At 70.3% G+C, this 23,895-nt stretch carries 19 protein-coding genes and 1 pseudogene; 13 read left to right on the top strand and 7 right to left on the bottom strand.

Going from position 1 to position 23,895, the window contains the following annotated elements:
• Positions 1-24 precede the first annotated feature (24 nt).
• Positions 25-1,047 carry a Bug family tripartite tricarboxylate transporter substrate binding protein gene (locus tag LK409_RS18075; RefSeq protein WP_003815063.1) on the top strand — a complete coding sequence of 341 codons (1,023 nt, stop codon included), beginning with the start codon at positions 25-27 and terminating at the stop codon, positions 1,045-1,047.
• Positions 1,047-1,514, top strand: a complete 468-nt coding sequence (locus LK409_RS18070; RefSeq protein ID WP_010929326.1) for a CopD family protein — start codon at positions 1,047-1,049, stop codon at positions 1,512-1,514. Before LK409_RS18075 ends, LK409_RS18070 begins: the two co-directional genes overlap by 1 nt.
• 18 nt (positions 1,515-1,532) lie before the next feature.
• On the opposite strand, the gene glpK is transcribed toward LK409_RS18070, so the two are convergent.
• Together glpK and LK409_RS18060 are read right to left on the bottom strand one after the other, a co-directional pair.
• Entirely contained in the window at positions 1,533-3,059 is a 1,527-nt protein-coding gene (glpK, locus tag LK409_RS18065; RefSeq protein WP_003815059.1) for a glycerol kinase GlpK, read from the bottom strand.
• Positions 3,046-4,504: pseudogene (locus tag LK409_RS18060) on the bottom strand (DHA2 family efflux MFS transporter permease subunit). The gene glpK and the pseudogene LK409_RS18060 overlap by 14 nt, the downstream one beginning before the upstream one ends.
• A gap of 97 nt (positions 4,505-4,601) precedes the next feature.
• On the opposite strand from LK409_RS18060, the gene LK409_RS18055 reads away from it, so the two are divergent.
• The 4 genes from LK409_RS18055 (at position 4,602) to LK409_RS18040 (ending at position 7,036) form a co-directional block, all read left to right on the top strand.
• Complete coding sequence (locus tag LK409_RS18055) at positions 4,602-4,790, top strand: DUF3460 family protein (protein ID WP_003815055.1); 189 nt, start codon at positions 4,602-4,604, stop codon at positions 4,788-4,790.
• Positions 4,791-4,816: 26 nt separating this feature from the next.
• Positions 4,817-5,704, top strand: coding sequence for a segregation and condensation protein A (locus LK409_RS18050; protein ID WP_010929325.1), 888 nt, complete (start codon positions 4,817-4,819; stop codon positions 5,702-5,704).
• Positions 5,705-5,748: 44 nt separating this feature from the next.
• Positions 5,749-6,591, top strand: coding sequence for a pantoate--beta-alanine ligase (panC, locus tag LK409_RS18045; RefSeq protein ID WP_003815051.1), 843 nt, complete (start codon positions 5,749-5,751; stop codon positions 6,589-6,591).
• 97 nt (positions 6,592-6,688) lie between these two features.
• Positions 6,689-7,036: a LuxR C-terminal-related transcriptional regulator gene (locus LK409_RS18040; protein ID WP_003815049.1), complete on the top strand. Its 348-nt coding sequence runs from the start codon at positions 6,689-6,691 to the stop codon at positions 7,034-7,036.
• Between the two features lie 82 nt (positions 7,037-7,118).
• Here LK409_RS18040 and LK409_RS18035 read toward each other — a convergent pair whose 3' ends face one another.
• On the bottom strand, positions 7,119-7,862 hold the full coding sequence (locus LK409_RS18035) for a copper resistance protein NlpE N-terminal domain-containing protein (protein ID WP_010929324.1): 744 nt from the start codon (positions 7,860-7,862) through the stop codon (positions 7,119-7,121).
• A 240-nt stretch (positions 7,863-8,102) separates the two neighbouring features.
• Here LK409_RS18035 and LK409_RS18030 point away from each other — a divergent pair, with 240 nt between their 5' ends.
• The 7 genes from LK409_RS18030 (at position 8,103) to LK409_RS18000 (ending at position 19,533) form a co-directional block, all read left to right on the top strand.
• The gene (locus tag LK409_RS18030; protein ID WP_041937301.1) at positions 8,103-8,954 is read left to right on the top strand and encodes a prepilin peptidase; all 852 of its coding nucleotides are present in this window, start codon (positions 8,103-8,105) and stop codon (positions 8,952-8,954) included.
• 2 nt (positions 8,955-8,956) lie between these two features.
• Entirely contained in the window at positions 8,957-9,607 is a 651-nt protein-coding gene (gene coaE, locus LK409_RS18025) for a dephospho-CoA kinase (protein WP_010927124.1), read from the top strand.
• Between the two features lie 41 nt (positions 9,608-9,648).
• A complete protein-coding gene (gene zapD / locus LK409_RS18020; protein WP_023853184.1) occupies positions 9,649-10,401 on the top strand; it encodes a cell division protein ZapD in 753 nt (250 codons plus the stop codon).
• A 180-nt stretch (positions 10,402-10,581) separates the two neighbouring features.
• Positions 10,582-11,832, top strand: coding sequence for an MdtA/MuxA family multidrug efflux RND transporter periplasmic adaptor subunit (locus LK409_RS18015; protein ID WP_010929321.1), 1,251 nt, complete (start codon positions 10,582-10,584; stop codon positions 11,830-11,832).
• On the top strand, positions 11,829-14,930 hold the full coding sequence (locus LK409_RS18010; RefSeq protein ID WP_003815034.1) for an MdtB/MuxB family multidrug efflux RND transporter permease subunit: 3,102 nt from the start codon (positions 11,829-11,831) through the stop codon (positions 14,928-14,930). The genes LK409_RS18015 and LK409_RS18010 overlap by 4 nt, the downstream gene beginning before the upstream one ends.
• Entirely contained in the window at positions 14,927-18,034 is a 3,108-nt protein-coding gene (locus tag LK409_RS18005) for a multidrug efflux RND transporter permease subunit (RefSeq protein WP_003815032.1), read from the top strand. Before LK409_RS18010 ends, LK409_RS18005 begins: the two co-directional genes overlap by 4 nt.
• On the top strand, positions 18,031-19,533 hold the full coding sequence (locus LK409_RS18000; RefSeq protein ID WP_010929320.1) for an efflux transporter outer membrane subunit: 1,503 nt from the start codon (positions 18,031-18,033) through the stop codon (positions 19,531-19,533). The genes LK409_RS18005 and LK409_RS18000 overlap by 4 nt, the downstream gene beginning before the upstream one ends.
• Before the next feature lie 10 nt (positions 19,534-19,543).
• On the opposite strand, the gene LK409_RS17995 is transcribed toward LK409_RS18000, so the two are convergent.
• The 4 genes from LK409_RS17995 to LK409_RS17980 form a co-directional block, all read right to left on the bottom strand.
• Positions 19,544-20,506 (bottom strand): Nudix family hydrolase, encoded by a 963-nt coding sequence (locus tag LK409_RS17995; protein WP_003815027.1) that lies wholly within the window; start codon positions 20,504-20,506, stop codon positions 19,544-19,546.
• Complete coding sequence (locus tag LK409_RS17990) at positions 20,499-21,365, bottom strand: ATP-binding protein (RefSeq protein WP_010929319.1); 867 nt, start codon at positions 21,363-21,365, stop codon at positions 20,499-20,501. Before LK409_RS17990 ends, LK409_RS17995 begins: the two co-directional genes overlap by 8 nt.
• Positions 21,366-21,564: 199 nt before the next feature.
• On the bottom strand, positions 21,565-22,791 hold the full coding sequence (argJ, locus tag LK409_RS17985) for a bifunctional glutamate N-acetyltransferase/amino-acid acetyltransferase ArgJ (protein WP_003815023.1): 1,227 nt from the start codon (positions 22,789-22,791) through the stop codon (positions 21,565-21,567).
• Between the two features lie 67 nt (positions 22,792-22,858).
• A complete protein-coding gene (locus LK409_RS17980; RefSeq protein ID WP_003815022.1) occupies positions 22,859-23,857 on the bottom strand; it encodes a hypothetical protein in 999 nt (332 codons plus the stop codon).
• Positions 23,858-23,895 lie beyond the last annotated feature (38 nt).

Below are 23,895 nucleotides of genomic sequence, written 5' to 3'. Positions count from 1 at the left end.
CCAAAAAGCACAGGAGACCCGCTTATGTCCCGCTCCCATTCCTTCGTTTCCGCCACGCGGCGCGCCCTGCTGGGCGGGGCCCTGGCCGTGGCGGCAGGCCTGTCGTGGACGGCCCCGGCCGTTGCGCAGGGCGACGCTTTCCCCGCCAAGCCGCTGCGCTTCGTGGTGCCTTACCCGCCCGGCGGCCCGCTCGATTCCATGGCCCGCCTGCTGGCCGAGAAGGTGCGCGAATCGCTGGGCCAGCCCATCATCGTCGAAAACCGCTCGGGCGCGGGCGGCAACATCGGCGCCGACCTGGTGGCCAAGGCCGCGCCGGACGGCTACACCCTGGTGATGGGCGCGGTCGCCACGCATGCCATCAACCCGTGGCTGTTCGCCAACCTGCCCTATGATCCGGTCAAGGACTTCGCCCCGGTCACCATCGTGGCGTCGGTGCCCAACGTGCTGGTCATGAACCTCGAGTTCGCCGAGAAGAACAACATCCAGAACCTGGGCGACCTGCTGGCCTATGCCAAAAAGAACCCCGGCCGCCTGAACTACGGCTCGGGCGGCAACGGCAGCGCCGGCCACTTGTCGGGCGAGCTGCTCAAGGCGCGCGCCGGCATCGCCGCCGAGCACATTCCCTACCAGGGCGCCGCGCCGGCCCAGCTGGCCCTGCTGTCGGGCCAGTCGGACTTCATGTTCGACAACCTGGCCGCCGCCGCGCCCCTGATCAAGGACGGCAAGGTCAAGGCGCTGGCCGTGACCACCGCCAAGCGCTCCTCGCTGCTGGCCGACGTGCCCACCGTGGAAGAAGCCGGCGTCAAGGGCTTCGACCTGGGGACCTGGTTCGGCGTGTTCACCACCGGCGGCACGCCCGCGGACGTGGTGGCCAAGCTGAACAAGGCCTATGCCGACGCGATGCGTCTGCCCGACGTGCGCCAGCGCCTGCTGACCATGGGGTCGGAGGCCGAGCCGATGACGGCCGACGCCTTCGCCGCATTCGTGAAGCAGGAAATGGCCAAGTACCAGGAAATCGTCAAGATCTCGGGCGCCAGCCTGAACTGATGCCGGAAGGCCGGCCGGGCGCCCGCGGGCCCCGGCCGTCGTACCCAATGTTGTATTCCTGGATCAAGATCGTGCACGTGGCGGCGATGGCCGCCTGGACGCTGGGGCTGCTGGTGCTCAGCTCGGTGACCGCGTTTCCGGCCCGCCAGGGCCAGGGACCCGGCCGTCTCGCGCAGCGCCTGGCGCGCTGCAACCGGTGGCTGATCTCGCCCGCCATGCTGCTGGGGGTGGGTTGCGGCCTTTATCTGGCTTCGATGGCCGGGTGGTTCGGACAACCCTGGCTGGACGTCAAGCTGGCCCTGGTGGGCCTGCTGGTCGTGTTGCATGGCGCGCAAAGCCTGGTGCTGCGCCGCCAGCTGGCCAGCCCCGCGGCCGGCGCGCCGGCGTGGCTGGCCGCGGGCGGCGCGGCGGTGTTCTTCGCCAGCGCCGCGATCGTGCTGCTGGCCGTGGTCAAGCCGTCTTTGTGACGCGCCGGCGCCGCGCCTTCACGCGTGGCCGGCGGCAGGGCGCGACCAGCCCTTCGATAGCTCCACCGCTTGGCGCCAGCGTTGCATGCGGGCTTCGCGCACATCGGCCGGCCAGGCCGGCTCGAAAGTGCGTTCGGCCTGCCACTGCGCGCCGAACTCGTCCAGGCTCGACCAGAACCCGACCGCCAGGCCCGCCAGCCCGGCCGCGCCCAGCGCGGTCGACTCGGGCACGCGCGGGCGCACCACCGGCACGCCCAGCAGGTCGGCCTGCATCTGCATCAGCAGGTCGTTGCGCGCCGCGCCGCCGTCGACGCGCAGCTCGGACAGCGGGATGCCGCTGTCGGCATTCATGCACGACAGCAGTTCGGCGCTTTGCAGCGCGATCGATTCGAGCGTGGCGCGCGCGATGTGGGCGCGCGTGGTGCCGCGCGTCATGCCCACCAGCGTGCCGCGCGCGTAGGGATCCCAGTGCGGCGCGCCCAGGCCGGCGAAGGCCGGCACCATGAATACGTCGTCCGTGTCGGCCACGCTGGCCGCCAGGGCCTCGATGTCGGCCGAGCGCTGGATGATGCCCAGGCCGTCGCGCAGCCATTGCACCGCTGCGCCGGCCATGAACACGCCGCCTTCCACCATGTAGGTGGCGTGCGTGGCGTTGCCCGCCGGCAGGCTCCAGCCCACGGTGGACAGCAGGTTGTGGCGCGAGGCCACCGGCGCGTCGCCCACGTTCATCAGCATGAAGCAACCGGTGCCGTAGGTGTTCTTGGCCATGCCCGGCGTGAAGCAGGCCTGCCCGAACGTGGCGGCCTGCTGGTCGCCGGCCACGCCGGCGATGGGGATCGAGCCGCCCAGCCACTCGGGCAGGGTTTCGCCGATGCGCGCGCTGCTGGGGGCGATGCGCGGCAATATGCCGCGCGGAATGTTCAAGAGGGCCAGGATATCGTCCGACCAGTCCTGGGCGTGCAGGTCGAACAGCATGGTGCGCGAGGCGTTGCTCGGGTCGGTGCTGTGCACGGCGCCGCCGGTCAGCTGCCAGACCAGCCAGGTGTCCACCGTGCCGAAGGCCAGCTCGCCGCGCTCGGCCATCTTGCGCGCGCCCGGCACGTGATCGAGCAGCCAGGCCAGCTTGGTGCCGGAAAAGTACGCGTCGACGACCAGGCCGGTGCGCTCCTGCAGCATCCGGCCGTGGCCGTCGTGCAGCAGTTTTTCGCACATCGCCGCGGTGCGGCGGTCCTGCCAGACGATGGCGCGGGCCAGCGGGCGGCCGGTGGCGCGCTCCCAGATCAGGGTGGTTTCGCGCTGGTTGGTGATGCCCAGCGCGGCGAGGTCGGCGGCGCTGGCGCCGGCGTTGCGCAGCGCCTCGCGCGCGACCTCGAGCTGGCTTTGCCAGATTTCGCCGGCATCGTGTTCGACCCAGCCCGGCCGCGGGTAGTGCTGGCGGAATTCGCGCTGCCCCATGCCGCGCACCGTGCCGGCGCGGTCGAACACGATGGCGCGGGAGCTGGTCGTGCCCTGGTCCAGCGCCAGGATGAATTCATTTGCCGTCACGGGGAACCTTGACGTTCTGAAGTTGGGCGCCGGCCGATGGCGCCAGACGGCGGAACGACAGCACCGAAAGCATGCACAGCGCGCCGACCACCATGAAGCCGACCACCACGTCGCCGATGGCCAGCGAGGCGGCGCCGCGCGCCGCCATGCTGACGTTGAGCGTGACGGCCGCCACGCCGACCCCCAGGCTGATGCCGAGCTGCTGCGCCATGGCGGCGAAGCTGCTGGCGCGGCTCATGCGTTCGGGGCCGATATCGGCATAGGTTAGCGTATTTACCGCCGTGAATTGCAGCGAACGGAAGAAACCGCCGGCCAGCAGCACGGCGATCATTGCCCAGGCCGGCGTCACGGGGGTGAAGGCGGCGCAGGCGACGATGAACAGGCCGGTGAGGATGGCGTTGATCGTCAGGACGCGGCGAAACCCGTAGCGGGTGACGATGGGCGTGGCCACGAATTTCATCAGCAGCGCGCCGGCGGCGCTGGCGAAGGTGATCATGCCGGCGGCAAACGGCGACAGGCCGAAGCCGACCTGCCAGCAGCATGGCCAGCAGGAAAGGCACGGCGCCCACCGCGAAGCGGCACAGGTTGCCGCCCAGCACCGAAATGGCGAAGGTCGGCGTGCGCAGCAGCGACAGGTCCAGGATGGGGTGTTCGACGCGCCGCGAATGCCATACGTACAGCACGCCGCACAGCAGACCGGCGGCGATCAGCGCGCCCAGCTCCAGCGGCGGCAGCAGCCCGTGGCCCAGCGCCTCGAAGGCGCTGACCAGCGCCGCCAGGCAGATGCCGCTCAGCAGGAAGCCGGGCAGGTCCAGGCGCGGGGCGTTTTCCTCGCGAATCTCGCTGACGAAGCGCAGCACCAGCGCGATGCCCAATATGCCGATCGGGATGTTGATCAGGAAAATCCAGTGCCACGACATGTACGTGACCATGAAGCCGCCCACCGGCGGGCCGATCACGGGGCCGAGCAGCGCCGGTATGGACAGGAACGACATGGCCTTGAGCAAGTCCTGCTTGGGCACGGTGCGCAGCAGGATGATGCGGCCCACCGGCACCATCATCGCGCCGGCCATGCCTTGGACGATGCGCGCGACCACCAGCTGGCCGAGGTTCTGCGACAGCGCGCAACCCACGGAGCTGAGGGTGAACAGGGCGATGGCGGCGATGAGGACGCGGCGCGCGCCGAAGCGGTCGGCGGCCCAGCCGCTGATGGGCACGAATACCGCCACCGCCAGCAGGTACGAGGTGATCGCCACGTTCAGGCGCACCGGCGTGGAGCCCAGCGCCGCGGCCATGGCCGGCAGGGCGGTGGCCACCACCGTGGAGTCCAGCATCTGCATGAACAGCGCGCACCCCACGATGAAGGGAATCATGCGGGCGGCGCGGGCGGCGTCCGGGTTGGCGAGAGGAGGGGGCGCGGCGGCTGTGGCGGGGTCTGCGGACATGTCTGGGGGACGCAAGAGGCGTCAATCGATTGTAACGCCGGCCCGGGGCCCGCCTGAAGTAAACTCCCCCTATCTGAAACCTGCTGAAGCTGTTGTCATGGCCAAAAACTACGAATCCGAGATCACCCGCTTCCTCAAGGAATACAAGACCGCGCATCCGGACACCGAGCAGCGCCAGCGCGAAGGCCGCGCCCGCCTGTGGGACAAGGCGCAGAACACCGAGCTGCTCGAAGGCTTTCGCGCCGCCCGCGTGCCGCAGAAGCCCTATGTGTATCAGGCCGACTGATACCCACGGGCCCGTGCGCGGCGCATATGGCACATAACGCCTCGATTTCCGGCGACGACCTGGCGGCGCTCGTGGAGCCACAGGTCGACAGCACGCCCGACGTGGTCGACAGCGTGGCGTTCGCGCGCCTGTACGGCGAGCCGCTGTTCCAGCTGCCCACCGACCTCTACATTCCGCCCGACGCGCTGGAAGTGTTCCTGGAGGCGTTCGAGGGGCCGCTCGACCTGCTGCTCTACCTGATCCGCAAGCAGAACTTCAACGTGCTCGACATCCCGATGGCCGATGTCACGCGGCAATACCTGTCGTATGTCGAGCAGATCCGTGTCCACAACCTCGAACTGGCGGCCGAATACCTGCTGATGGCCGCCATGCTGATCGAGATCAAGTCGCGCATGCTGCTGCCGGTCAAGAAGTCGGACACCGGCGAAGAGCCCGAGGACCCGCGCGCCGAACTGGTGCGTCGCCTGCTCGAGTACGAGCAGATGAAGCTGGCGGCGCAGAAGCTGGACGCGCTGCCCCAGCTGGGGCGCGATTTCGTGCGCAGCCAGGCGGTGGCCGAGATCAGCGTCGAGCGCATGCTGCCCGAGGTCAGCGTCGACGACCTGCGCGCCGCGTGGGCCGACATCATGAAGCGGGCGCGCCTGAACCAGCACCACCACATCACGCGCGAACAGCTGTCGGTGCGCGACCACATGACCCACATCCTGCGGCGCCTGAACGACGTGCGCTTCATGGAGTTCGGCGAGCTCTTCCTCGAACGCATCAACGAGGGCGCTCCGGTGGCCGTGGTGGTCGTGCACTTCATCGCCATGCTCGAACTGGCGCGCGAATCCCTGCTCGACATCACCCAGGCCGAGTCCTACGCGCCCATCTACGTGCGCCTGGCCTACGCCAGCGTGGCCGCCGCCGCGTAAGGCGGCCGGCCCCATCCCCGACCCGGCCCTTCCGGAGAACCCCCTTGAAAGTCGTACACACCATCCAGGACCTGCGGGACCACCTGCGCGGCCAGAACCGCGTGGCGTTCGTGCCCACCATGGGCAACCTGCACGAAGGACACCTGGCGCTCATGAAGCTGGCGCGCCAGCATGGCGACCCGGTGGTGACCAGTATTTTCGTCAACCGGCTGCAGTTCGGCCCCAACGAGGATTTCGACCGCTATCCCCGCACGCTGCCCGACGATGTCGCGAAGATGGAGCGCGACCGCGACGTCTATCTGGTGTTCGCGCCCGACGAGCGCGAGATGTACCCGGAGCCGCAGAACTACCGCGTGCTGCCGCCCGACGACCTGGGCGATATCCTCGAGGGCGAGTTCCGCCCGGGTTTTTTCACGGGCGTGTGCACCGTGGTGATGAAGCTGCTGGCCTGTGTGCAGCCGCGCGTGGCGGTGTTTGGCAAGAAGGACTACCAGCAGCTGATGGTGGTGCGCAACATGTGCCGGCAATTGCAGCTGCCGGTGGAAATCCTGGCGCACGAAACCGTGCGCGCCGATGACGGCCTGGCGCTGTCTTCGCGCAACCGCTACCTGTCGGAGGCCGAGCGCGCCGAGGCGCCGGTGCTGTACGAGACGCTGCGCGGCATCGCGCAGCGCCGCGCCGGCGGCGAGCAGGACCCGGCCGCGCTCGAACGGGTGGCCGCGCAGGCCCTGGCCGATCGTGGCTGGAAGGTCGACTACGTGGCGGTGCGCCGCCAGCGCGACCTGAAGGCTCCCGATGTGGCCGAGATGAGCGCCGGCGAGCCCCTGGTGGCGCTGGCCGCCGCGAAGCTGGGCGCCACGCGGCTGATCGACAACCTGGAGTTCTGAGCCGCGGCCGCGGCAGATCCTGTCAAATTTGACAGCTTCTCGGCGCAGGCCGGGCGTGGCAGACTGCATTGCAATCGTAGTTTGCAAAGGAGGTCCCATGCTTCCCACGCCTGGCAACGCCTCATCCGCGCAGCCGGCCCTGCCTGTCGTATCCATCTGCCATCCGATCGCGCCTTCCGTTGGCGGCCGCGCCGAGGCTCGGCCGCCGGCCGCCTTGACGGCACGCGAGCGCCAGGTGGCCGCCTATCTGGCGGCAGGCAAGGCAAACAAGGTCATTGCCATCGATCTGGGTATTTCCCGGCGTACCGCCGAAGCGCATCGCGCGCGCATCTTCCGCAAGCTGGGCGTGCGCAACGCGTTCGAGCTGGCCTGCCGCATGTGTCCGCATCGGCGCGCGGCCACGTCCATGGCGGGGCAGGGGGCGACCCCGGCCGGCGAGTCTTGAGTCCTCGGGTTTCGGTGCCTCTGCGTCGCGGGCGGGCGGCCTGCGCGCAGGGCAGGCCTGCCCGCGGCGCGTCAGCGCCGCATCAGGGGCACTTGGGCGCGGCCTGCTTGTCGAGCTCGGCGATGGCGTCCAGATCGGGCTGGCGGGTGAGGTTGTAGTTCAGGTTGGGGGTACGGCCGCCCACCGAACGTACGCGCAGCACGTTGTTGGCGGTCATGACCAGCTCGGCGCGCATGTTGCCGCTGCCGTCGAGCAGCAGCACGCGGGGCGGGCGTTCCTGGGTGGCGTCCCAGCAGCCTTGCTCGGCCACGGGGGCGCTGGCCTGGGGTTGCTTGTTCAGGTAGTTGGTGCGGCTGCGCCAGCGGCCGTTGGGCGCCAGGGTCAGCGTGACGCGCTGGGCTTCGCAAGCCAGGCCGGCGGCAAAGCACGGGAAAGTGCCCTGGTAGGTTTGCGCCTGCGGGATGATGGCTTGCGCGCCGGGGCTGGCCGTCTCGGGCTGCGGCTGCGGGGCTGCCTGGCCTTCGGGCACGGCCGTGCCGTCCTCGGTGGATTGCTGGCCGGCCTGGGCCTGGGCGTTTTGCTGGCGCGCGGGCTGGTTGGGCTTGAGCTCGATCTGCAGTTGCGACGGCGCGTGCACCACCGTACGGTAGCCGGCCGCCTGGCCCTGGTATTGGGCGTCGGTGATGGTGCTGGCGCCGGGCGGGTCGTAATAGCCGGCGCTGCGCTGTTGCGCGCAGCCGGCCAGGGCCAGGGTGCCTGCCAGTACGATTCCGGTCGCAAAACGGGTATTGAGACGAAGCGCGGGCGTATCGAGTGGGGCAGACATGGCAGCGTGTCCGGTTGGTTGTTCTGTAACTGCGATTCTACGCACTTATGAGAAGATCCGATACATTGTCGCGGCTTTGCGTGCGCAAGTGCGGCGTTTGTGCAAATCGGGGCGCGCCGCAATAATGCCGCCTGCGGCATCGCGCTGCCGCCCGGCCCTGGCGGACCTTCCGGTCCGGTACGCGCCGGGTGTCCGGCGCTTCCTCTTCTTGTCCTCCCTTTCCGTGTACCTCCTGGCGCCATGTGGCATGTCTTCCCGCTCGATCCGGCGTTGAATGTGGTGCTGGCCGCTCTGCTGGGGCTCGTGGCCGGCAGCTGGCTCAGCGTGGTGGCGCATCGGCTGCCGCGCATGATGGAGCGCGAATGGCGCACGGCCATGCGCGAGGACGACGGCGGCGCCGAGTCGGACTATGGCCTGTGGCGGCCGGCCTGGCATTGCCCGTCGTGCCAGGCCGCCTTGCGTGGCTGGCGCGCCGTTCCGCTGGCCGGCTGGTTGCTGCAGCGCGGCCGCTGCGGGCATTGCCGGCAGCCCATCGGATTGCGCTACCCCATGCTCGAGCTGGCCGCGGCCGTGCTGTTTGCCGCCTGCGCCTGGCGCTTCGGGCCCACGCCGATGGCGCTGGCCGCCATGGGCCTGACCGGCGCGCTGCTGGCGCTGGCCTGGATCGATCTCGAACACAGCCTGCTGCCCGACGCGGTGACCCTGCCGCTGATCTGGGCCGGCCTGCTGGTCAACCTGGACGGCGCGCTGGCGCCGCTGCCGCTGGCCGTGCTGGGCGCGGTCGCGGGCTATCTGTTCCTGTGGGTGATCTTTCATTTCTTCCGCCTGCTGACCGGGCGCGACGGCATGGGTCATGGCGACTTCAAGCTGATGGCGGCGCTGGGCGCCTGGCTGGGGCTGGGGGCATTGCCGTGGTTGCTGCTGGGGGCCTCGCTGGCGGGCGTGCTGGTGGGCGTGCTGGTGGGCTGGAGCCTGCGGCTGGCCGGACGGGTCGGCAGGGGGCAGCCGCTGCCTTTCGGTCCTTACCTGGCGCTCGGCGGTATCCTGATGCTGCTGGCGGCGGGCCGGCCCGCCTGGCTGCAGTTCTATTGAGGATGGGCATGTACAAGATCGGATTGACCGGCGGCATCGGTTCGGGCAAGTCCCGGGTGGCCGACATGCTGGCCGAATGGGGCGCCAGCGTCATCGATGCCGACGAGATTTCGCATGCGCTGACCGCGCCCGGCGGCGCGGCCATGCCGGCCATCGCGCGCGAATTCGGCCCGCAGGCGGTGGCCGCCGACGGCGCGCTGGATCGCGCCTGGATGCGCGACCTGGTGTTTCGCGAACCCGCGGCGCGCGGCCGCCTCGAAGCCCTGCTGCACCCGCTGATCGGCCTGCACACCGAGCAGGCCGCCGCACAGGCGCGCGGCCTGTACCTGGTTTTCGTCGTGCCCTTGCTGGTCGAATCCGGCCGCTGGCGCGGCCGGGTCGACCGCATCTGCGTGGTCGATTGCGACCCGGCCACGCAGATCGCCCGGGTGCAGAAACGCAGCGGGCTGACGGAGCCGGCCATCAGGCGTATCATGGCGGCACAGGCTGCGCGGGCAACCCGGCTGGAGGCCGCGGACGACGTCATCGTCAACGATGGCGCCACCTCGCCCGATACCTTGCGCGCGCGGGCAAGAACTCTGCACGACCGCTGGCTCGCGCTGGCGGGCGCGGCCAGCCAGCCAGGCGGCAAGGCGGCCGGTACCCCTGAATAACCCCGGCCCGCGGGCCGATCACCGACGGGCCTGTGGCAAGCGTGATTCTGTACGAATACCCTTTCAACGAACGTATCCGGGCCTATCTGCGTCTGGAGTACCTGTTCGACAGGTTGTTCTTTTTCGCGCGCGAGGGCGACGCCCGGCTGCACCAGATCGCGGTTTCCTCCCTGTTCGATCTGCTCGATGCCAGCGAGCGCACCGACATCAAGGGCGCGGTGCTGCAGGACCTGGAGCGCCAGCGCATGGCCCTGGTGGGGCTGCGCGACCATCCCGGCGTGGCCCAGGATGCACTGGAGGCCATGCTGCGCGACATGGAGCGCGTGGTGGCGGCGCTGGCGGCGCAGGGCAAGACCGGCCAGGCATTGCGCGAGAACGAATGGCTGGTCAGCCTGCGCGGCAGGCTGGCGGTGCCGGGCGGCGCCACGCAGGTGGACATGCCGTCCTATCATGCCTGGCAGAACAAGCCCGAGTCGGTGCGCTGCGCCGACCTGCAAAGCTGGCTGGCCCCCTTGCTGCCCCTGCATGAAGGCCTGTCCATGGCGTTGCGGCTGCTGCGCGAATCCGGGCGGCGCGCCGATATCGCGGCCGAGCAGGGCGGCTACCAGCAGATGCTGGCCGGCAAGATCTACCATTTGCTGCGCGTCTGGGTCGATCCCAGCCTCGGCGTCTTTCCCGAGATCAGCGCCAACAAGTACATGGTCTGGATACGCTTCTCGACCCAGGACGGCGAGGTCAAGCCGCAGCAGGTGTCGCGCGACGTGGCGTTCCAGATGTCGCTCTGCAGCTCCTGACGGCGCGCCGGCGCCGGCCGGCATCGCCCGCGTTGCCCCTGTCCGGGCCGAACGACCCGTGATCGCGGGCGTGTGGGGGCCGAATCCTGTTGCGGTCTATTTCAGCAGCGCCCGGCAAACTGCCAGTTTGGGCCGGTCTGGTGGAAAATAGCGGCTCCTTGCCGTCTTGCCGGATACCTCATGCCTGAAAGCCGTTCCGTTGCGCCGCCTGCCCGCCAGGGGCGCCGCCGCCTGATCGCAGCCGCGATCGCCGTCCTGGCCGTCCTGGCCCTGGCCTGGTGGCTGTGGCCGAAGGACACGGGCGGGCAGCAGGGCCGGCCCGGCGGCCGCGGCGCCATGCGCGGCGGCCCGGCCTCGATGATGAACATGGCGGTGCCGGTGCGCGTGGGCGAGGCCCGCACCCAGGATATCCAGATCGTCCTGCGGGCGCTGGGCACGGTGACCGCCTACAACACCGTGACGGTGCGCAGCCGCGTCGATGGCGAACTGGTCAAGGTGGCGTTCCAGGAAGGCCAGCACGTCAAGGCCGGCGATCTGCTGGCGCAGGTCGACCCGCGGCCCTTCGAGGTGGCGCTGGCGCAGGCGCAGGGCCAGCAGCAGCAGAACCTGGCGCAACTGGAAAACGCGCGCCGCGACTTGCAGCGCTACCAGACGCTCTACAAGCAGGATTCGATCGCCCGCCAGCAGCTCGACACGCAGGCGGCGCTGGTGCGCCAGTACGAGGGCACCATCAAGAGCGACCGGGCGGCCGTGGACAGCGCCCGGCTGCAACTGGATTTCTCGCGCATCACCGCGCCCATCGCCGGCCGGCTCGGCCTGCGCCAGGTGGACCAGGGCAACCTGATTTCCAGCGGCGACGCCAATGGCCTGGTGGTGATTACCCAGACCCAGCCCATCGCGGTGGTGTTCACGCTGCCCGAAACCCAGCTGCCCGAGGTGCTGGCGCAGTTGCGCGCCGGGCGGCAGCTGCCGGTGGAAGCCTATGACCGCGCCGACACGCGCCGCATCGCCAGCGGCCAGCTCGAGACCGTCGACAACCAGATCGACGTGGCCACCGGCACGGTCAAGCTGAAGGCGCGTTTCGACAACGCCGAGGAGGCGCTGTTTCCCAACCAGTTCGTCAACGTGCGCCTGTATGTCGAGACGCGCAGCGGCATGACCGCGATACCCAACGCGGCGGTGCAGCAGGGTTCGGCCGGCGCCTTCGTGTTCCTGGCCCAGCCCGATGACACGGTGTCGGTGCGGCAGGTCAAGCTGGGCGCCATCAACGGCGACTGGGTGGCGGTCAACGAGGGCCTGCAGCCCGGCGACAAGGTCGTGGTCGAAGGCATGGACCGGCTGCGCGCCGGCGCCAGGATAGAGATCGTGACCGGCACCACGCCGGAAGCGGCCGCGCCGGTCAATACCGGGGCGCCCAGGCGGACGCCGTGAGCCCGTCGCGCCTGTTCATCCTGCGGCCGGTCGCCACCGCCTTGTCGATGGTGGCGATCCTGATCGCCGGCCTGATCGCCTATCGGCTGCTGCCCGTGTCGGCGCTGCCCGAAGTCGACTATCCGACCATCCAGGTGGTCACGCTGTATCCCGGCGCCAGCCCCGATGTGATGACCTCGCTGGTGACCTCGCCGCTGGAGCGCCAGTTCGGCCAGATGCCGGGCCTGAACCAGATGTCGTCCACCAGCTCCGGCGGCGCGTCGGTCATCACGCTGCAGTTCAGCCTCGACCTGTCGCTGGACGTGGCCGAGCAGCAGGTGCAGGCGGCCATCAACGCGGCCTCCAACCTGCTGCCCAACGATCTGCCGGTGCCGCCCACCTACAACAAGGTCAACCCGGCCGACGCGGCCGTGCTGACCCTGGCGGTGACCTCGCCCACCATGCCGCTGCCGCAGGTGCGCGACCTGGTCGATACGCGCATGGCCCAGCGGCTGTCGCAGATTCCCGGCGTGGGCCTGGTCAGCGTGGCGGGCGGGCAGCGCCCGGCGGTGCGGGTACAGGTCAATCCGCAGGCCCTGGCCTCGGCCGGCCTGAGCCTGGCGGACCTGCGCACGGCGGTGGTCGGCGCCAACGTCAATCAGCCCAAGGGCAACCTGGACGGGCCGATCCGCTCCACCACCATCAACGCCAACGACCAGCTGAAGTCGCCCACCGACTACAACGACCTGATCATCGCCTACCGCAACGACGCGCCGCTGCGCCTGTCCGACGTGGCGCGCGCGGTGCAGGGCGCCGAGGACATCCGCCAGGCGGCCTGGGTGGGCGACAAGCCCGCCATCCTGCTGAACGTGCAGCGCCAGCCCGGCGCCAACGTGATCGACGTGGTGGACCGCATCCATGCCTTGCTGCCGCAGCTGCGCGCCGCGATGCCGGCCACGCTGGACCTGGTGGTGGTGGCCGACCGCACCCAGACCATCCGCGACTCGGTGGCCGACGTGCAGTTCGAGATGCTGCTGGCGGTGGGGCTGGTGGTGCTGGTCACGTTCCTGTTCCTGCGTAGCCTCACGGCTACCGTGATCCCCAGCGTGGTGGTGCCGCTGTCGCTGATCGGCACGTTCGGCATCATGTACCTGGCCGGCTTCAGCATCAACAACCTGACCCTGATGGCGCTGACCATCGCGACCGGCTTCGTGGTCGACGACGCCATCGTCATGATCGAGAACATCGCGCGCCACCTGGAAGAGGGCGAGACGCCCCTGCAGGCGGCGCTCAAGGGCGCCGCGCAGATCGGCTTCACGCTGATTTCGCTGACCTTCTCGCTGATCGCCGTGCTGATTCCGCTGCTGTTCATGACCGAGGTGGTGGGGCGGCTGTTCCGCGAGTTCGCGGTGACGCTGGCCGTGGCGATCCTGATCTCGCTGGTGGTGTCGCTGACGCTTACGCCGATGATGTGCGCGCGCCTGCTGCGGCCCGAGTCCGAGCAGCGCCATGGGCGCTTTCACCAGGCCACCGGCGCGCTGATCGACCGCGTGATCGCCGGCTACGACCGCATGCTGCAGGTGGTGCTGCGCCACCAGCCGCTGACGCTGCTGGTGGCGCTGGGCACCTTCGCGCTGACGGTGCTGCTGTACATCGTCGTGCCCAAGGGCTTCTTTCCGCAGCAGGACAGCGGGCTGATCCAGGCCATCACGCAGGCGCCGCAGACCATCTCGTTCGCCGCCATGTCGCAGCGCCAGCAGGAGGCCGCGCGCATCATCGTGCAGGATCCCGACGTGGCCGCCGTGTCCTCGTTCATCGGCGTCGACGGCAGCAACCCCACGCTGAACAACGGCCGCATGCAGATCGCCCTCAAGCCGCAGAGCGAGCGCAGCGGCGATCTCAAGACCGTGATGGCGCGCCTGCAGGACGCGCTGCATGGCGGGACCGACCTGGGCCTGACGGTGTACATGCAGCCGGTGCAGGACCTGACCATCGAGGACCGCGTCAGCCGCACGCAATACCAGATGACGCTGTCCAACCCCGACCTGGCCGTGCTCAGCGAGTGGGCGCCCAGGCTGGTCGAGCGGCTGCGCCAGGTGCCGCAGCTTGCCGACGTCACCTACGACCTGCAGGACCAGGGCCTGCAGACCTGGGTCGAGATCGATCGCGACGCCGCCTCGCGGCTGGGGATCACCGCCGCGGTGATCGACGAGGCGCTTTATGACGCATTCGGCCAGCGGCTGATTTCCACCGTCTTCACGCAGTCCAACCAGTACCGGGTGGTGCTGGAGGTGCTGCCGCAGTTCCGCCAGTCGCCCCAGTCGCTGGACCATATCCATGTGCCGACGGCTTCCGGCGCGCAGGTGCCGCTGTCGTCGGTCGCGCGCATTTCCGAGGGGCGCACGGTGCTGGCGGTCAACCGGCTCGACCAGTTCCCCATGACCACGGTGTCGTTCAACCTGGCGCCCGGGGCCTCGCTGTCGGGCGCGGTCGAGGCGATTTCGGCCGTGCAGGCCGAAATCGGGCTGCCGCTGGCGATCGACACGCGCTTCCAGGGGGCGGCGCTGGCGTTCCAGAATTCGCTCGACAGCACGCTGTGGCTGATCCTGGCCGCGGTGGTCACCATGTACATCGTGCTGGGCATCCTGTATGAAAGCTACATCCACCCGATCACGATCCTGTCCACCCTGCCTTCGGCCGGGGTGGGGGCGCTGCTGGCCCTGCTGATCAGCGGCACCGACCTGGACATGATAGGCATCATCGGCATCATCCTGCTGATCGGCATCGTCAAGAAGAACGCCATCATGATGATCGACTTCGCCCTGGAGGCCGAGCGCAAGCGCGGGCTGGCGCCGCGCGAAGCCATCCACGAGGCGGCGCTGCTGCGCTTTCGGCCCATCCTGATGACGACGCTGGCGGCCCTGTTCGGCGCGCTGCCGCTGATGCTCTCGACCGGCACCGGGGCCGAGCTGCGCCAGCCCCTGGGGCTGGTGATGGTGGGCGGGCTGCTCGTCAGCCAGGTGCTGACGCTGTTCACCACGCCGGTGATCTACCTCATGTTTGACCGGCTGGCGCGCCGTCGCGGCGGCGCCGGCGCGGCCGCGCGGCAGGCGCCATGATTCTGTCGGCGCCGTTCATCGTCCGTCCGGTGGCCACCACGCTGCTGTGCCTGGGCGTGGTGCTGGCCGGGCTGCTGGCGTACCGCCTGTTGCCGGTCGCGCCCCTGCCGCAAGTGGACATCCCGACCATTTCGGTATCGGCCAGCCTGCCCGGCGCCAGCCCCGAGACCATGGCCTCCAGCGTGGCCACGCCGCTGGAGCGCTCGCTGGGCAGCATCGCCGGCGTGACCGAGATGACCTCGCGCAGCTCGCAGGGGTCGACCCGCATCACCCTGCAGTTCGATCTCAGCCGCGACGTCGATGGCGCGGCGCGCGACGTGCAGGCCGCCATCAACGCGGCGCGCTCGCTGCTGCCCACCAGCCTGCGCAGCAACCCCACGTACCACAAGGCCAATCCGTCGGCGGCGCCCATCATGACGCTGGCCATGACCTCGGCCACGCTGGGCCAGGGCAAGCTGTACGACCTGGCCTCGACCATCGTCGCGCAGAAGCTGGCCCAGGTGAACGGCGTGGGCGAGGTGACGGTGGGCGGCAGCTCGCTGCCGGCGGTGCGCGTCAACCTCATCCCGGGCGCGCTGGCCAATCGCGGCGTGTCGCTCGACGAGGTGCGCCAGGCGCTGTCCAGCGCCAACGCCAACCGCCCCAAGGGCATGGTGGAGAACGACCAGTACCACTGGCAGGTCATGGCCAGCGACCAGCTCGACCGCGCCGAGCAGTACCGGCCGCTGATCGTGGCCTGGCGCGACGGCGCGGCCGTGCGGCTGTCCGACGTGGCCAGCGTGGAAGACTCGGTCGAGGACCTGTACCAGACCGGCTTCTACAACGACCGCAAGGCCATCCTGATGATCGTGCGGCGCCAGGCCGACGCCAACATCATCGAGACCGTCGACGCGGTGCGCGCCCAGCTGCCCCAGCTGGCGGCCCTGCTGCCGGGCGACGTGGACCTGACCGTGGCGCAGGATCGCACGCCCAGCATCCGCGCCTCGCTGCACGAGGCCGAGCTGACGCTGGTCATCGCGGTGGGCCTGGTGGTGCTGGTGGTGCTGCTGTTCCTGCGCCGGCTGCGCGCCGCCTTCATTCCCAGCGTGGCGGTGCCGGTATCGCTGATCGGCACCTTCTGTGTGATGTACTTGTGCGGCTACACGCTGAACACCATTTCGCTCATGGCCCTGATCGTGGCCACCGGGTTCGTGGTCGACGACGCCATCGTGGTGCTGGAAAACATCATGCGGCATATCGAGCGCGGCGCCACGCCCATGCGCGCGGCGCTGCGCGGCTCGCGCGAGGTGGGCTTCACCGTGCTGTCGATGAGCCTGTCGCTGGTGGCGGTGTTCATCCCCATCCTGCTGATGGGCGGCGTGGCGGGGCGGCTGTTTCGCGAGTTCGCCGTGACCCTGTCGGCCTCCATCCTGGTTTCGCTGGTGGTGTCGCTGACGCTCACGCCCATGATGTGCGCGCGGCTGCTGCGCGCCGAGCCGGCCGCGCCGCGCCCGCCGGGGCGGATCGGGCGCCTCTGGACGCGCCTGTACGGCGGCATGCAGGGCGGCTACGAGCGCAGCCTGGGCTGGGCGCTGGCGCATGCGCGGCTGATGATGCTGATCCTGGCCGCCACCATCGGGCTCAACGTGTATCTGTACATGGTGGTGCCCAAGGGCTTTTTCCCGCAGCAGGACACCGGCCAGCTGCTGGGCTTTTTCCGCGGCGACCAGGGCACCTCGTTCCAGGCCACGGTGCCCAAGCTGGAGTACTTCCGCAAGGTCATCCTGGCCGACCCGGCGGTGCAGAGCGTGACGGCCTACGCGGGCGGTCGCGGCGGCAGCAATTCCAGCTTCATGCAGATCCAGCTCAAGCCGCTCGAAGAGCGCGGCGTGAGCGCCGACACGGTCATCAACCGGTTGCGCGGGCGCCTGCAGAACGAACCCGGCGCGCGCATGTTCCTGGTGGCGCAGCAGGATATCCATATCGGCGGGCGCCAGAGTTCCGGCTCGTACGACTACACGCTGATGTCCGGCGACCTGGCGCTGCTGCGCGAATGGATGCCCAGGGTGCAGCGGGCCATGGCGGCATTGCCCGAAATCACCGATGTGGACGCCGATGTCGAGGACAAGGGGCGCCAGATCGATCTGGTGATCGACCGCGATGCCGCCACGCGGCTGGGCGTGAGCATGGCCACCATTTCGGCGGTGCTGAACAATTCATTCAGCCAGCGCCAGGTTTCGGTCATCTACGGGCCGCTGAACCAGTACCACGTGGTCATGGGCGTGGATCCGCGCTTCGCGCAGGATATCGAGTCGCTCAAGCAGGTGCATGTGATCGCGGCCGACGGCCAGCGCGTGCCGCTGGCGGCTTTCGCGCAGCTGAAGGTGGCCAACGCGCCGCTGTCGGTCAGCCACCAGGGGCTGTTCGTGGCCGATACGATTTCGTTCAGCCTGTCGCCCGGCGTATCGCTGGACCAGGCCACCGGCGCCATCGACGCGGCCGTGGCCCGGATCGGCCTGCCGTCGGACCAGATCCAGGCGGGTTTCCAGGGCACGGCGGCCGAGCTGCAGAAGACGCTGGCGCGCCAGCCATGGCTGATCCTGGCGGCGCTGGTGACGATGTATATCGTGCTGGGCATTCTGTACGAAAGCCTGGTGCACCCGCTGACCATCCTGTCCACGCTGCCGTCGGCCGGCATCGGCGCGCTGCTGGCCCTGATGCTGCTCGGCCACGAGTTCACCCTGATCGCGCTGATCGGCGTGTTCCTGCTGATCGGCATCGTCAAGAAGAACGCCATCATGATGGTCGACTTCGCGCTGGAGGCCGAGCGGCGCGATGGCCTGGACGCGCGCGCGGCGATCCTGCGCGCCTGCCTGACGCGTTTCCGTCCCATCATGATGACGACCATGGCGGCCATTTTCGGCGCCTTGCCGCTGATGCTGGCCAGCGGGCCTGGCGTGGAGATGCGCCGTCCGCTGGGCATCACCATCGTGGGCGGCCTGGTGCTCAGCCAGATCCTTACCCTGTACACCACGCCGGTGGTGTACCTGTACCTGGACCGCTTCCGCCTGTGGGCCGCGCGCCGGCGCGCGGCGCGGTCCGCTCCTGATCCCACCCGCCCATGATCCGTATGCCTGGTTTCCGATTCTCCGTTCCGCCGCGCCGCCGGCTGGCCGTCGCGGCGCTGTGCGCGGCGCTGGGCGGCTGTGCAGTCGGGCCCGACTACCAGCGACCCGCCATCGACGTGGGGGCCGCCTACAAGGAGGCCGCCGCGCCGCAGCCCGGCTGGACGCCCGCGCAGCCCAGCGACGAGAGCGCGCGCGGGCAATGGTGGCAGGTGTATGGCGACCCGGTGCTCGACGGCCTGGTGCAGCAATTGAACCAGGGCAACTACTCCGTGGCGCAGGCCGAGGCCAATTATCGCCAGGCCCAGGCGCTGGTGCGCAATGCGCGCGCCGGCTTCTTCCCCACCATAGGCGCGGGCGCCGACGTGACGCGGTCCGGCTCGGGCGGCGGCAGCGGCGCTGGCTCGAACGGCAGCTCGGTCGGCAACCAGTACTCGCTCAGTGGGTCGGTCAGCTGGGAAGTCGATGTGTGGGGCCGGGTGCGCCGCGAGGTCGAGTCCAGCCGCGCCGAGGCGCAGGCCAGCGCGGCGGACCTGGCCGCCACCCGCCTGAGCGCGCAGGCCGCCCTGGTGCAGAACTACCTGCAATTGCGCGTGCTCGACGAGCAGAAGCGCCTGCTCGACGCCACGGTGCTGGCCTACGAGCGCTCGCTGCGCCTGACGCAGAACCGCTACGAAGCCGGCGTGGTGGGCAAGTCCGACGTGGCGGTGGCGCGCACCCAGCTGGAGAACACGCGGGCCCAGTCCATCGACCTGGACTGGCAGCGCGGCCAGTTCGAGCACGCCATCGCGGTGCTGATGGGGCAGGCGCCTTCGCGCTTCGCCCTGCCGGCGCAGCCGTTCGCGCAGCAACTGCCGGACATCCCGGCGGGCCTGCCCTCGCAACTGCTGGAGCGCCGGCCCGACGTGGCGGCCGCCGAGCGGCGCGCGGCCGCCGCCAATGCGCAGATCGGCGTGGCGCAGGCGGCCTGGTTCCCGGACCTGACCTTGTCGGCCAGCGGCGGTTTTCGCAGCGGCCAGTTCGCCGAGTGGCTGACCGCGCCGGCGCGCTTCTGGACCCTCGGCCCGGCGCTGGCCATGACGCTGTTCGACGGCGGCGCGCGTTCGGCGCGCGTCGAGCAGGCCCGCGCCGCCTATGACGCGCAGGCGGCCGCCTACCGCCAGAGCGTGCTGACGGCGCTGCGCGAGGTGGAGGATTACCTGGTGCAGCTGCGCGTGATGGAGCACGAGCAGCAGGTGCAGCGCAATGCGCTCGAGTCCGCGCGCGAATCGCTGCGCCTGGCGCGCAACCAGTACGAGCAGGGGCTGATCGACTACCTGAGCGTGGCGGTGCTGGAAACCACCGCGCTGAACACCGAGCGCAACGCCATCAGCCTGCTGGGCAGCCGGCTCAACGCCAGCGTGCAGCTGATCGCGGCGCTGGGCGGCGGGTGGCAGGGCTTGCCGGCCGAGGCGGCGGCCAGCGCGGCGGCCGAGCCGTCCGCGCCGTCCGCGCCCTAGCGCCGTTGCGTCAGAGCAGCCCGCGGATCCCGGCGATGCCGTGCGCGCCGTGCAGGCGCGCCTCGGCCAGGGTGGCGGGCGACTGGCCGCCCAGCGCGTAGACCGGCATGCCGGCGTCGCGGATGCCGGCCGCGAAGCCGGGCCAGCCCAGCGGCGCCTGCTCCGGGTGGCTGGCGGTGGCGAGCACCGGGCCCAGCACCGCGAAATCCGCGCCCAGGTCGCGTGCATGCACGATCTCGGCATGGCCGTGGGCCGAGACGCCCACCAGCGCGCCCTCGGGCAGCGCCGGACGCTGCTTGAGCGCCTGCGCGTCGCGCGCCGTCAGATGTACGCCGTCGGCTTCGCGCCACCAGGCCTGCGGATGGCGGCTGCTGACCAACAGGCGCGCGCCGGCGGCGCGGCATTGCGCCAGGATGGCCTGCATGGCGTCGCGCAGCGAAGCGGCGTCGGCGCCGCCGGGCCAGTCGGGCTCGCGCAGCAGCACCAGTTTCAGGCCCCCGTCCAGGGCTTGCCGCAGCCGCGCGGTGAAATCGGCCAGTGCGGCGGGCGCGCCGATGGCGCTGATGGCGTAAGCGGTGGGCAGCTGCAGCCAGCGCAGCGGCGGCAGGGCCGCCGGCAGCAGGTCGCCGACCTCGTGCGCGCGCGCCGGGTCGACCCATTCCAGGCGCTGGTTTTCCAGCCCGCGGGGTTCGCCTTCCCAGCCGGTGACGTGGCAGAACGCCAGCCGCACGGTGGTGTGCGGGTAGACGTGCACATAGGTCACCCAGGGGTGCGCCTCGGTCACGCGGATGCCCAGCTCTTCATGCAGTTCGCGCGCCAGGGCCTGCAGCACGGTTTCGCCCGGCTCCAGCTTGCCGCCGGGCAGCTCCCACCAGCCGGCCCAGGGCTTGCCCTCGGGGCGCTGCCCCAGCAGCAGCTGGCCATCCGGGCGCAGGATCAGGCCCGCGGCGACATCGACGATTTTTTCAGACATGGCGGGCGGCCCAGTCGCGTGCGAATTGATAGGCGACCCGGCCCGAGCGCGAGCCGCGTTCGAGCGTCCACTGCAGGGCCTCGGTGCGCGAGGCCTCGATCTGGTCGGCCGGGCAGTTCAGCTCGCGCAGCCAGTGGTAGACGATGTCCAGGTAGTCGTCCTGCTTGAACGGGTAGAACGACAGCCACAGGCCGAAGCGCTCGGACAGCGAGATCTTTTCCTCGACGGTTTCGCCGGGGTGGATCTCGCCGTCGGGCTGGTGCTTGGCGGCCAGGTTCTCGCTCATGTATTCGGGCATCAAGTGGCGGCGGTTCGAGGTGGCGTAGATCAGCACGTTGTCGCCCGAGGCCGCGACCGAGCCGTCGAGCACGGATTTCAGCGCCTTGTAGCCGGCCTCGCCTTCCTCGAACGACAGGTCGTCGCAGAACACGATGTAGCGCTCGGGCCGCGCCGCCACGAGCTCGACGATGTCGGCCAGGTCGCCCAGGTCGGACTTGTCCACTTCGATCAGGCGCAGGCCCCGGTCGCCGTAGGCGGCCAGCATGGCCTTGACCAGCGAGCTCTTGCCGGTGCCGCGCGCGCCGGTCATCAGCACATTGTTGGCCGGCTTGGATTCGAGGAACTGGCGCGTGTTGCGGTCGATGATGTCTTTCTGGCGCTCGATGTGCTGCAGATCGTCCAGCTCGATGCGCGCCACGTGGCGCACGGCGTCCAGCCAGCCGCGCGAACCGCGCTTGCGCCAGCGGTAGGCGTGGGCGGACCAGTCGATGTCGGGCGGCGCCGGCGGCAGCCAGGCTTCCAGTTGCGCCAGCACGCGCTTGGCGCGGGCGAGGAGGGGGGTGAGGTCTGTTGCGGTCACTGCGGTTCCTTGGCGGCGGCGCCCGGCGGGACGCCGCGTTTACGGTTGCTCGATGACGCCGGCGCCGCGCCGCGGGATAGGGCGCGGTGGGCCGGCAGGCGCGCGGACGGGGATGGCGCCGCGCGCTGCAGACGGGGCTTGCGGGCGCGCGGCGGCCGGGCGGCGTGCGCCGCGGCCATGCGCGCCGGGGTGTTCCGGTTCAGGAACGGTAATCGGCGTTGATGGTGACATACTCGTGCGAGAAGTCGCAGGTATAGACCGTGTCGGCCACCTGGCCGCGGCCCAGCGCGATGCGCACCAGGATCTCGGCCTGCTTCATGACGCGCTGGCCGTCGGCTTCCTGGTAGTCGGGGTTGCGGCCGCCGTCGACGGCCACCAGCACGTCGCCCAGCCACAGGCGCAGGCGCGAGACGTCCAGGTCGTCGATGCCGGCATAGCCGATCGCCGCCAGGATGCGGCCCAGGTTGGGGTCGGAGGCGAAGAAGGCGGTCTTGACCAGCGGCGAGTGCGCGACCGCGTAGGCCACCTTGAGGGCCTCTTCGGTATTGCCGGCTTCCTCGACGCGGATGGTCATGAACTTGGTGGCGCCCTCGGCGTCGCGCACGATCTTCTGCGCCAGGTCGGTGGCGGCGGCGGCCAGCGCATCGCGCAGGGCCGCATAGGCCGCGTCGCCGGCGCTGTCGACCGTCACGCCGGCCTGGCCGGTGGCGATCAGGATGAACGAGTCGTTGGTCGAGGTGTCGCCGTCGACCGTGATGCGGTTGAACGAGACGTCGGCCAGCTCGATGGCCAGCTGGCGCAGCAGCGGCTGGGCGATGCCGGCGTCGGTGGCCAGAAAGCCCAGCATGGTGGCCATGTTGGGCCGGATCATGCCGGCGCCCTTGCTGATGCCGGTGATGGTGACGGTCTTGCCGCCGATGTCCACGCGGCGCGAATGGATCTTCGGCAGCGTATCGGTGGTCATGATGCCGTGGGCCGCGCCGTACCAGCCGTCGGCCCGCAGGTCCGCCACCGCGGCCGGCAGGCCGGCGGTCAGGCGGTCCATCGGCAGCGGCTCGAGGATCACGCCGGTGGAAAACGGCAGGATCTGTTCGGCGGGGACGTCCAGCAGCTTGCCCAGCGCCGCGCAGGTGTCCTGGGCGTTCTTCAGGCCGGGCGCGCCGGTGCCGGCGTTAGCGTTGCCGGTGTTGACGACCAGGGCGCGGATCGGGCCGCCCTGGGCCAGGTGCGCTTCGCACACCTGCACCGGCGCGGCGCGGAAGCGGTTGCGCGTGAACACGCCGGCCACCGCGCTGCCCGGCGCCAGGCGGAACACCGTGAGGTCGCGCCGGCCGGCCTTGCGGATGCCGGCTTCGGCCACGCCGATTTCGACACCGGCGACGGGAAGGATTTCGGATTCGGAGGGAATCTGCAGATTAACGGCCATGACTTCGTCTCATAGGGCAGGGCGGCGCCTTGGGCGGCGTCTGAAGCTGGCTATTATCCCACTACTGCTAGGGGGCCATGCGCACGGCGGCGAAATCCAGCACGCCGGCGTCGCGGTTGGCCAGCACCGCGCGCACCGTGCCGTCGGGCGCCTGCAGCACCGACTTGCCGGCCACGATCTCGGTGCCCGCGCCGCGCCGGGCGGCCCGCCCGCGCGAGGGGCTGAACAGCAGGTCGCCCGCCTGGGCCTGCGCCAGGCCGGCCGGCGCGCTGGCCACCCGGGTGCCGGTGGGGTAGGTCATCTCGCCCAGGGTCAGCTCGCGCGCCAGCAGGCCCTCGAAACCGGCGACCTGGCGCCGGTCGTCGAGCGTCATGTCCACCTTGAGCAGCGGCAGCCGGCCCACGTCCAGCGGGTCGCTGCCTTCGGTGCGCAGCAGCCACGGGCCGGGCTGGCGCGCCGCCACCCAGGCGCCGGGCGGCACGGCCGCGCCGCCGATCTCGTTGCCGGCGGCCAGGTGGCAGCCGGCGAAAGCGGGCGTGCCATCCCGCACGGCCAATTCGACCTGGTGGCCGCGCGAGCACAGCCAGCCGTCGATGCGCTGGTTGCCGTCAAGCGTGACCGACCAGCCTTGCCGGCCGCCCGGCGCGGCGCCGTGGCGGACCAGGCGCGTGACGCGCAGCCCGGCCACGTGCGCGGGCACCGGGAAGTCCGCGCCCTGGAAACTGTCCAGCCGGCCAGGTTCGGCCAGCCGCAGTTCGGTGCCGGCCGGCATGTCGATGCCGTCGACGCGGCGGGCGGCCTCCAGCACGGCGCGCCGGGCGGCCTGTTCGCGCGCCTCGCGCTGCGCCTGGCGCCACTGGCTGAAATGCTGGTAGGGGAAGATGGCGCCGGCCACCGCCAGCAGCACCATCAGCGCCGGGCCCAGGCGGCGGTGCGCCGCCAGCCAGCGGCGCGCCCCGCGGTTGGCGGCCAGCGTGACCGCCCAGGTCAGCAGGGTGCTCAGGCAGAACAGCGACAGCGCCATTGCCAGGTAGAAATTGCCGCCAGGAACGGACAGGGAAATCATGGTGGAATTATGCGCCGGGCCGGCGCCGGCGTGGCCGG

It is taken from the genome of Bordetella parapertussis (assembly GCF_020735925.1).
Classification (GTDB): Bacteria; Pseudomonadota; Gammaproteobacteria; order Burkholderiales; family Burkholderiaceae_B; genus Bordetella; species Bordetella pertussis.
This window is presented reverse-complemented; position numbering and strand designations above follow the sequence as displayed.

Excerpts from the sequence above, each read along its gene's own strand:
- LK409_RS18075 (WP_003815063.1), top strand. The coding sequence starts at position 25 with ATGTCCCGCTCCCATTCCTTCGTTTCCGCCACGCGGCGCGCCCTGCTG.
- LK409_RS18070 (WP_010929326.1), top strand. The coding sequence starts at position 1,047 with ATGCCGGAAGGCCGGCCGGGCGCCCGCGGGCCCCGGCCGTCGTACCCA.
- LK409_RS18055 (WP_003815055.1), top strand. The coding sequence starts at position 4,602 with ATGGCCAAAAACTACGAATCCGAGATCACCCGCTTCCTCAAGGAATAC.
- LK409_RS18050 (WP_010929325.1), top strand. The coding sequence starts at position 4,817 with ATGGCACATAACGCCTCGATTTCCGGCGACGACCTGGCGGCGCTCGTG.
- LK409_RS18040 (WP_003815049.1), top strand. The coding sequence starts at position 6,689 with ATGCTTCCCACGCCTGGCAACGCCTCATCCGCGCAGCCGGCCCTGCCT.
- LK409_RS18035 (WP_010929324.1), bottom strand. The coding sequence starts at position 7,862 with ATGTCTGCCCCACTCGATACGCCCGCGCTTCGTCTCAATACCCGTTTT.
- LK409_RS18030 (WP_041937301.1), top strand. The coding sequence starts at position 8,103 with ATGTGGCATGTCTTCCCGCTCGATCCGGCGTTGAATGTGGTGCTGGCC.
- coaE (WP_010927124.1), top strand. The coding sequence starts at position 8,957 with ATGGGCATGTACAAGATCGGATTGACCGGCGGCATCGGTTCGGGCAAG.
- LK409_RS18015 (WP_010929321.1), top strand. The coding sequence starts at position 10,582 with ATGCCTGAAAGCCGTTCCGTTGCGCCGCCTGCCCGCCAGGGGCGCCGC.
- LK409_RS18005 (WP_003815032.1), top strand. The coding sequence starts at position 14,927 with ATGATTCTGTCGGCGCCGTTCATCGTCCGTCCGGTGGCCACCACGCTG.
- LK409_RS18000 (WP_010929320.1), top strand. The coding sequence starts at position 18,031 with ATGATCCGTATGCCTGGTTTCCGATTCTCCGTTCCGCCGCGCCGCCGG.
- LK409_RS17995 (WP_003815027.1), bottom strand. The coding sequence starts at position 20,506 with ATGTCTGAAAAAATCGTCGATGTCGCCGCGGGCCTGATCCTGCGCCCG.
- argJ (WP_003815023.1), bottom strand. The coding sequence starts at position 22,791 with ATGGCCGTTAATCTGCAGATTCCCTCCGAATCCGAAATCCTTCCCGTC.
- LK409_RS17980 (WP_003815022.1), bottom strand. The coding sequence starts at position 23,857 with ATGATTTCCCTGTCCGTTCCTGGCGGCAATTTCTACCTGGCAATGGCG.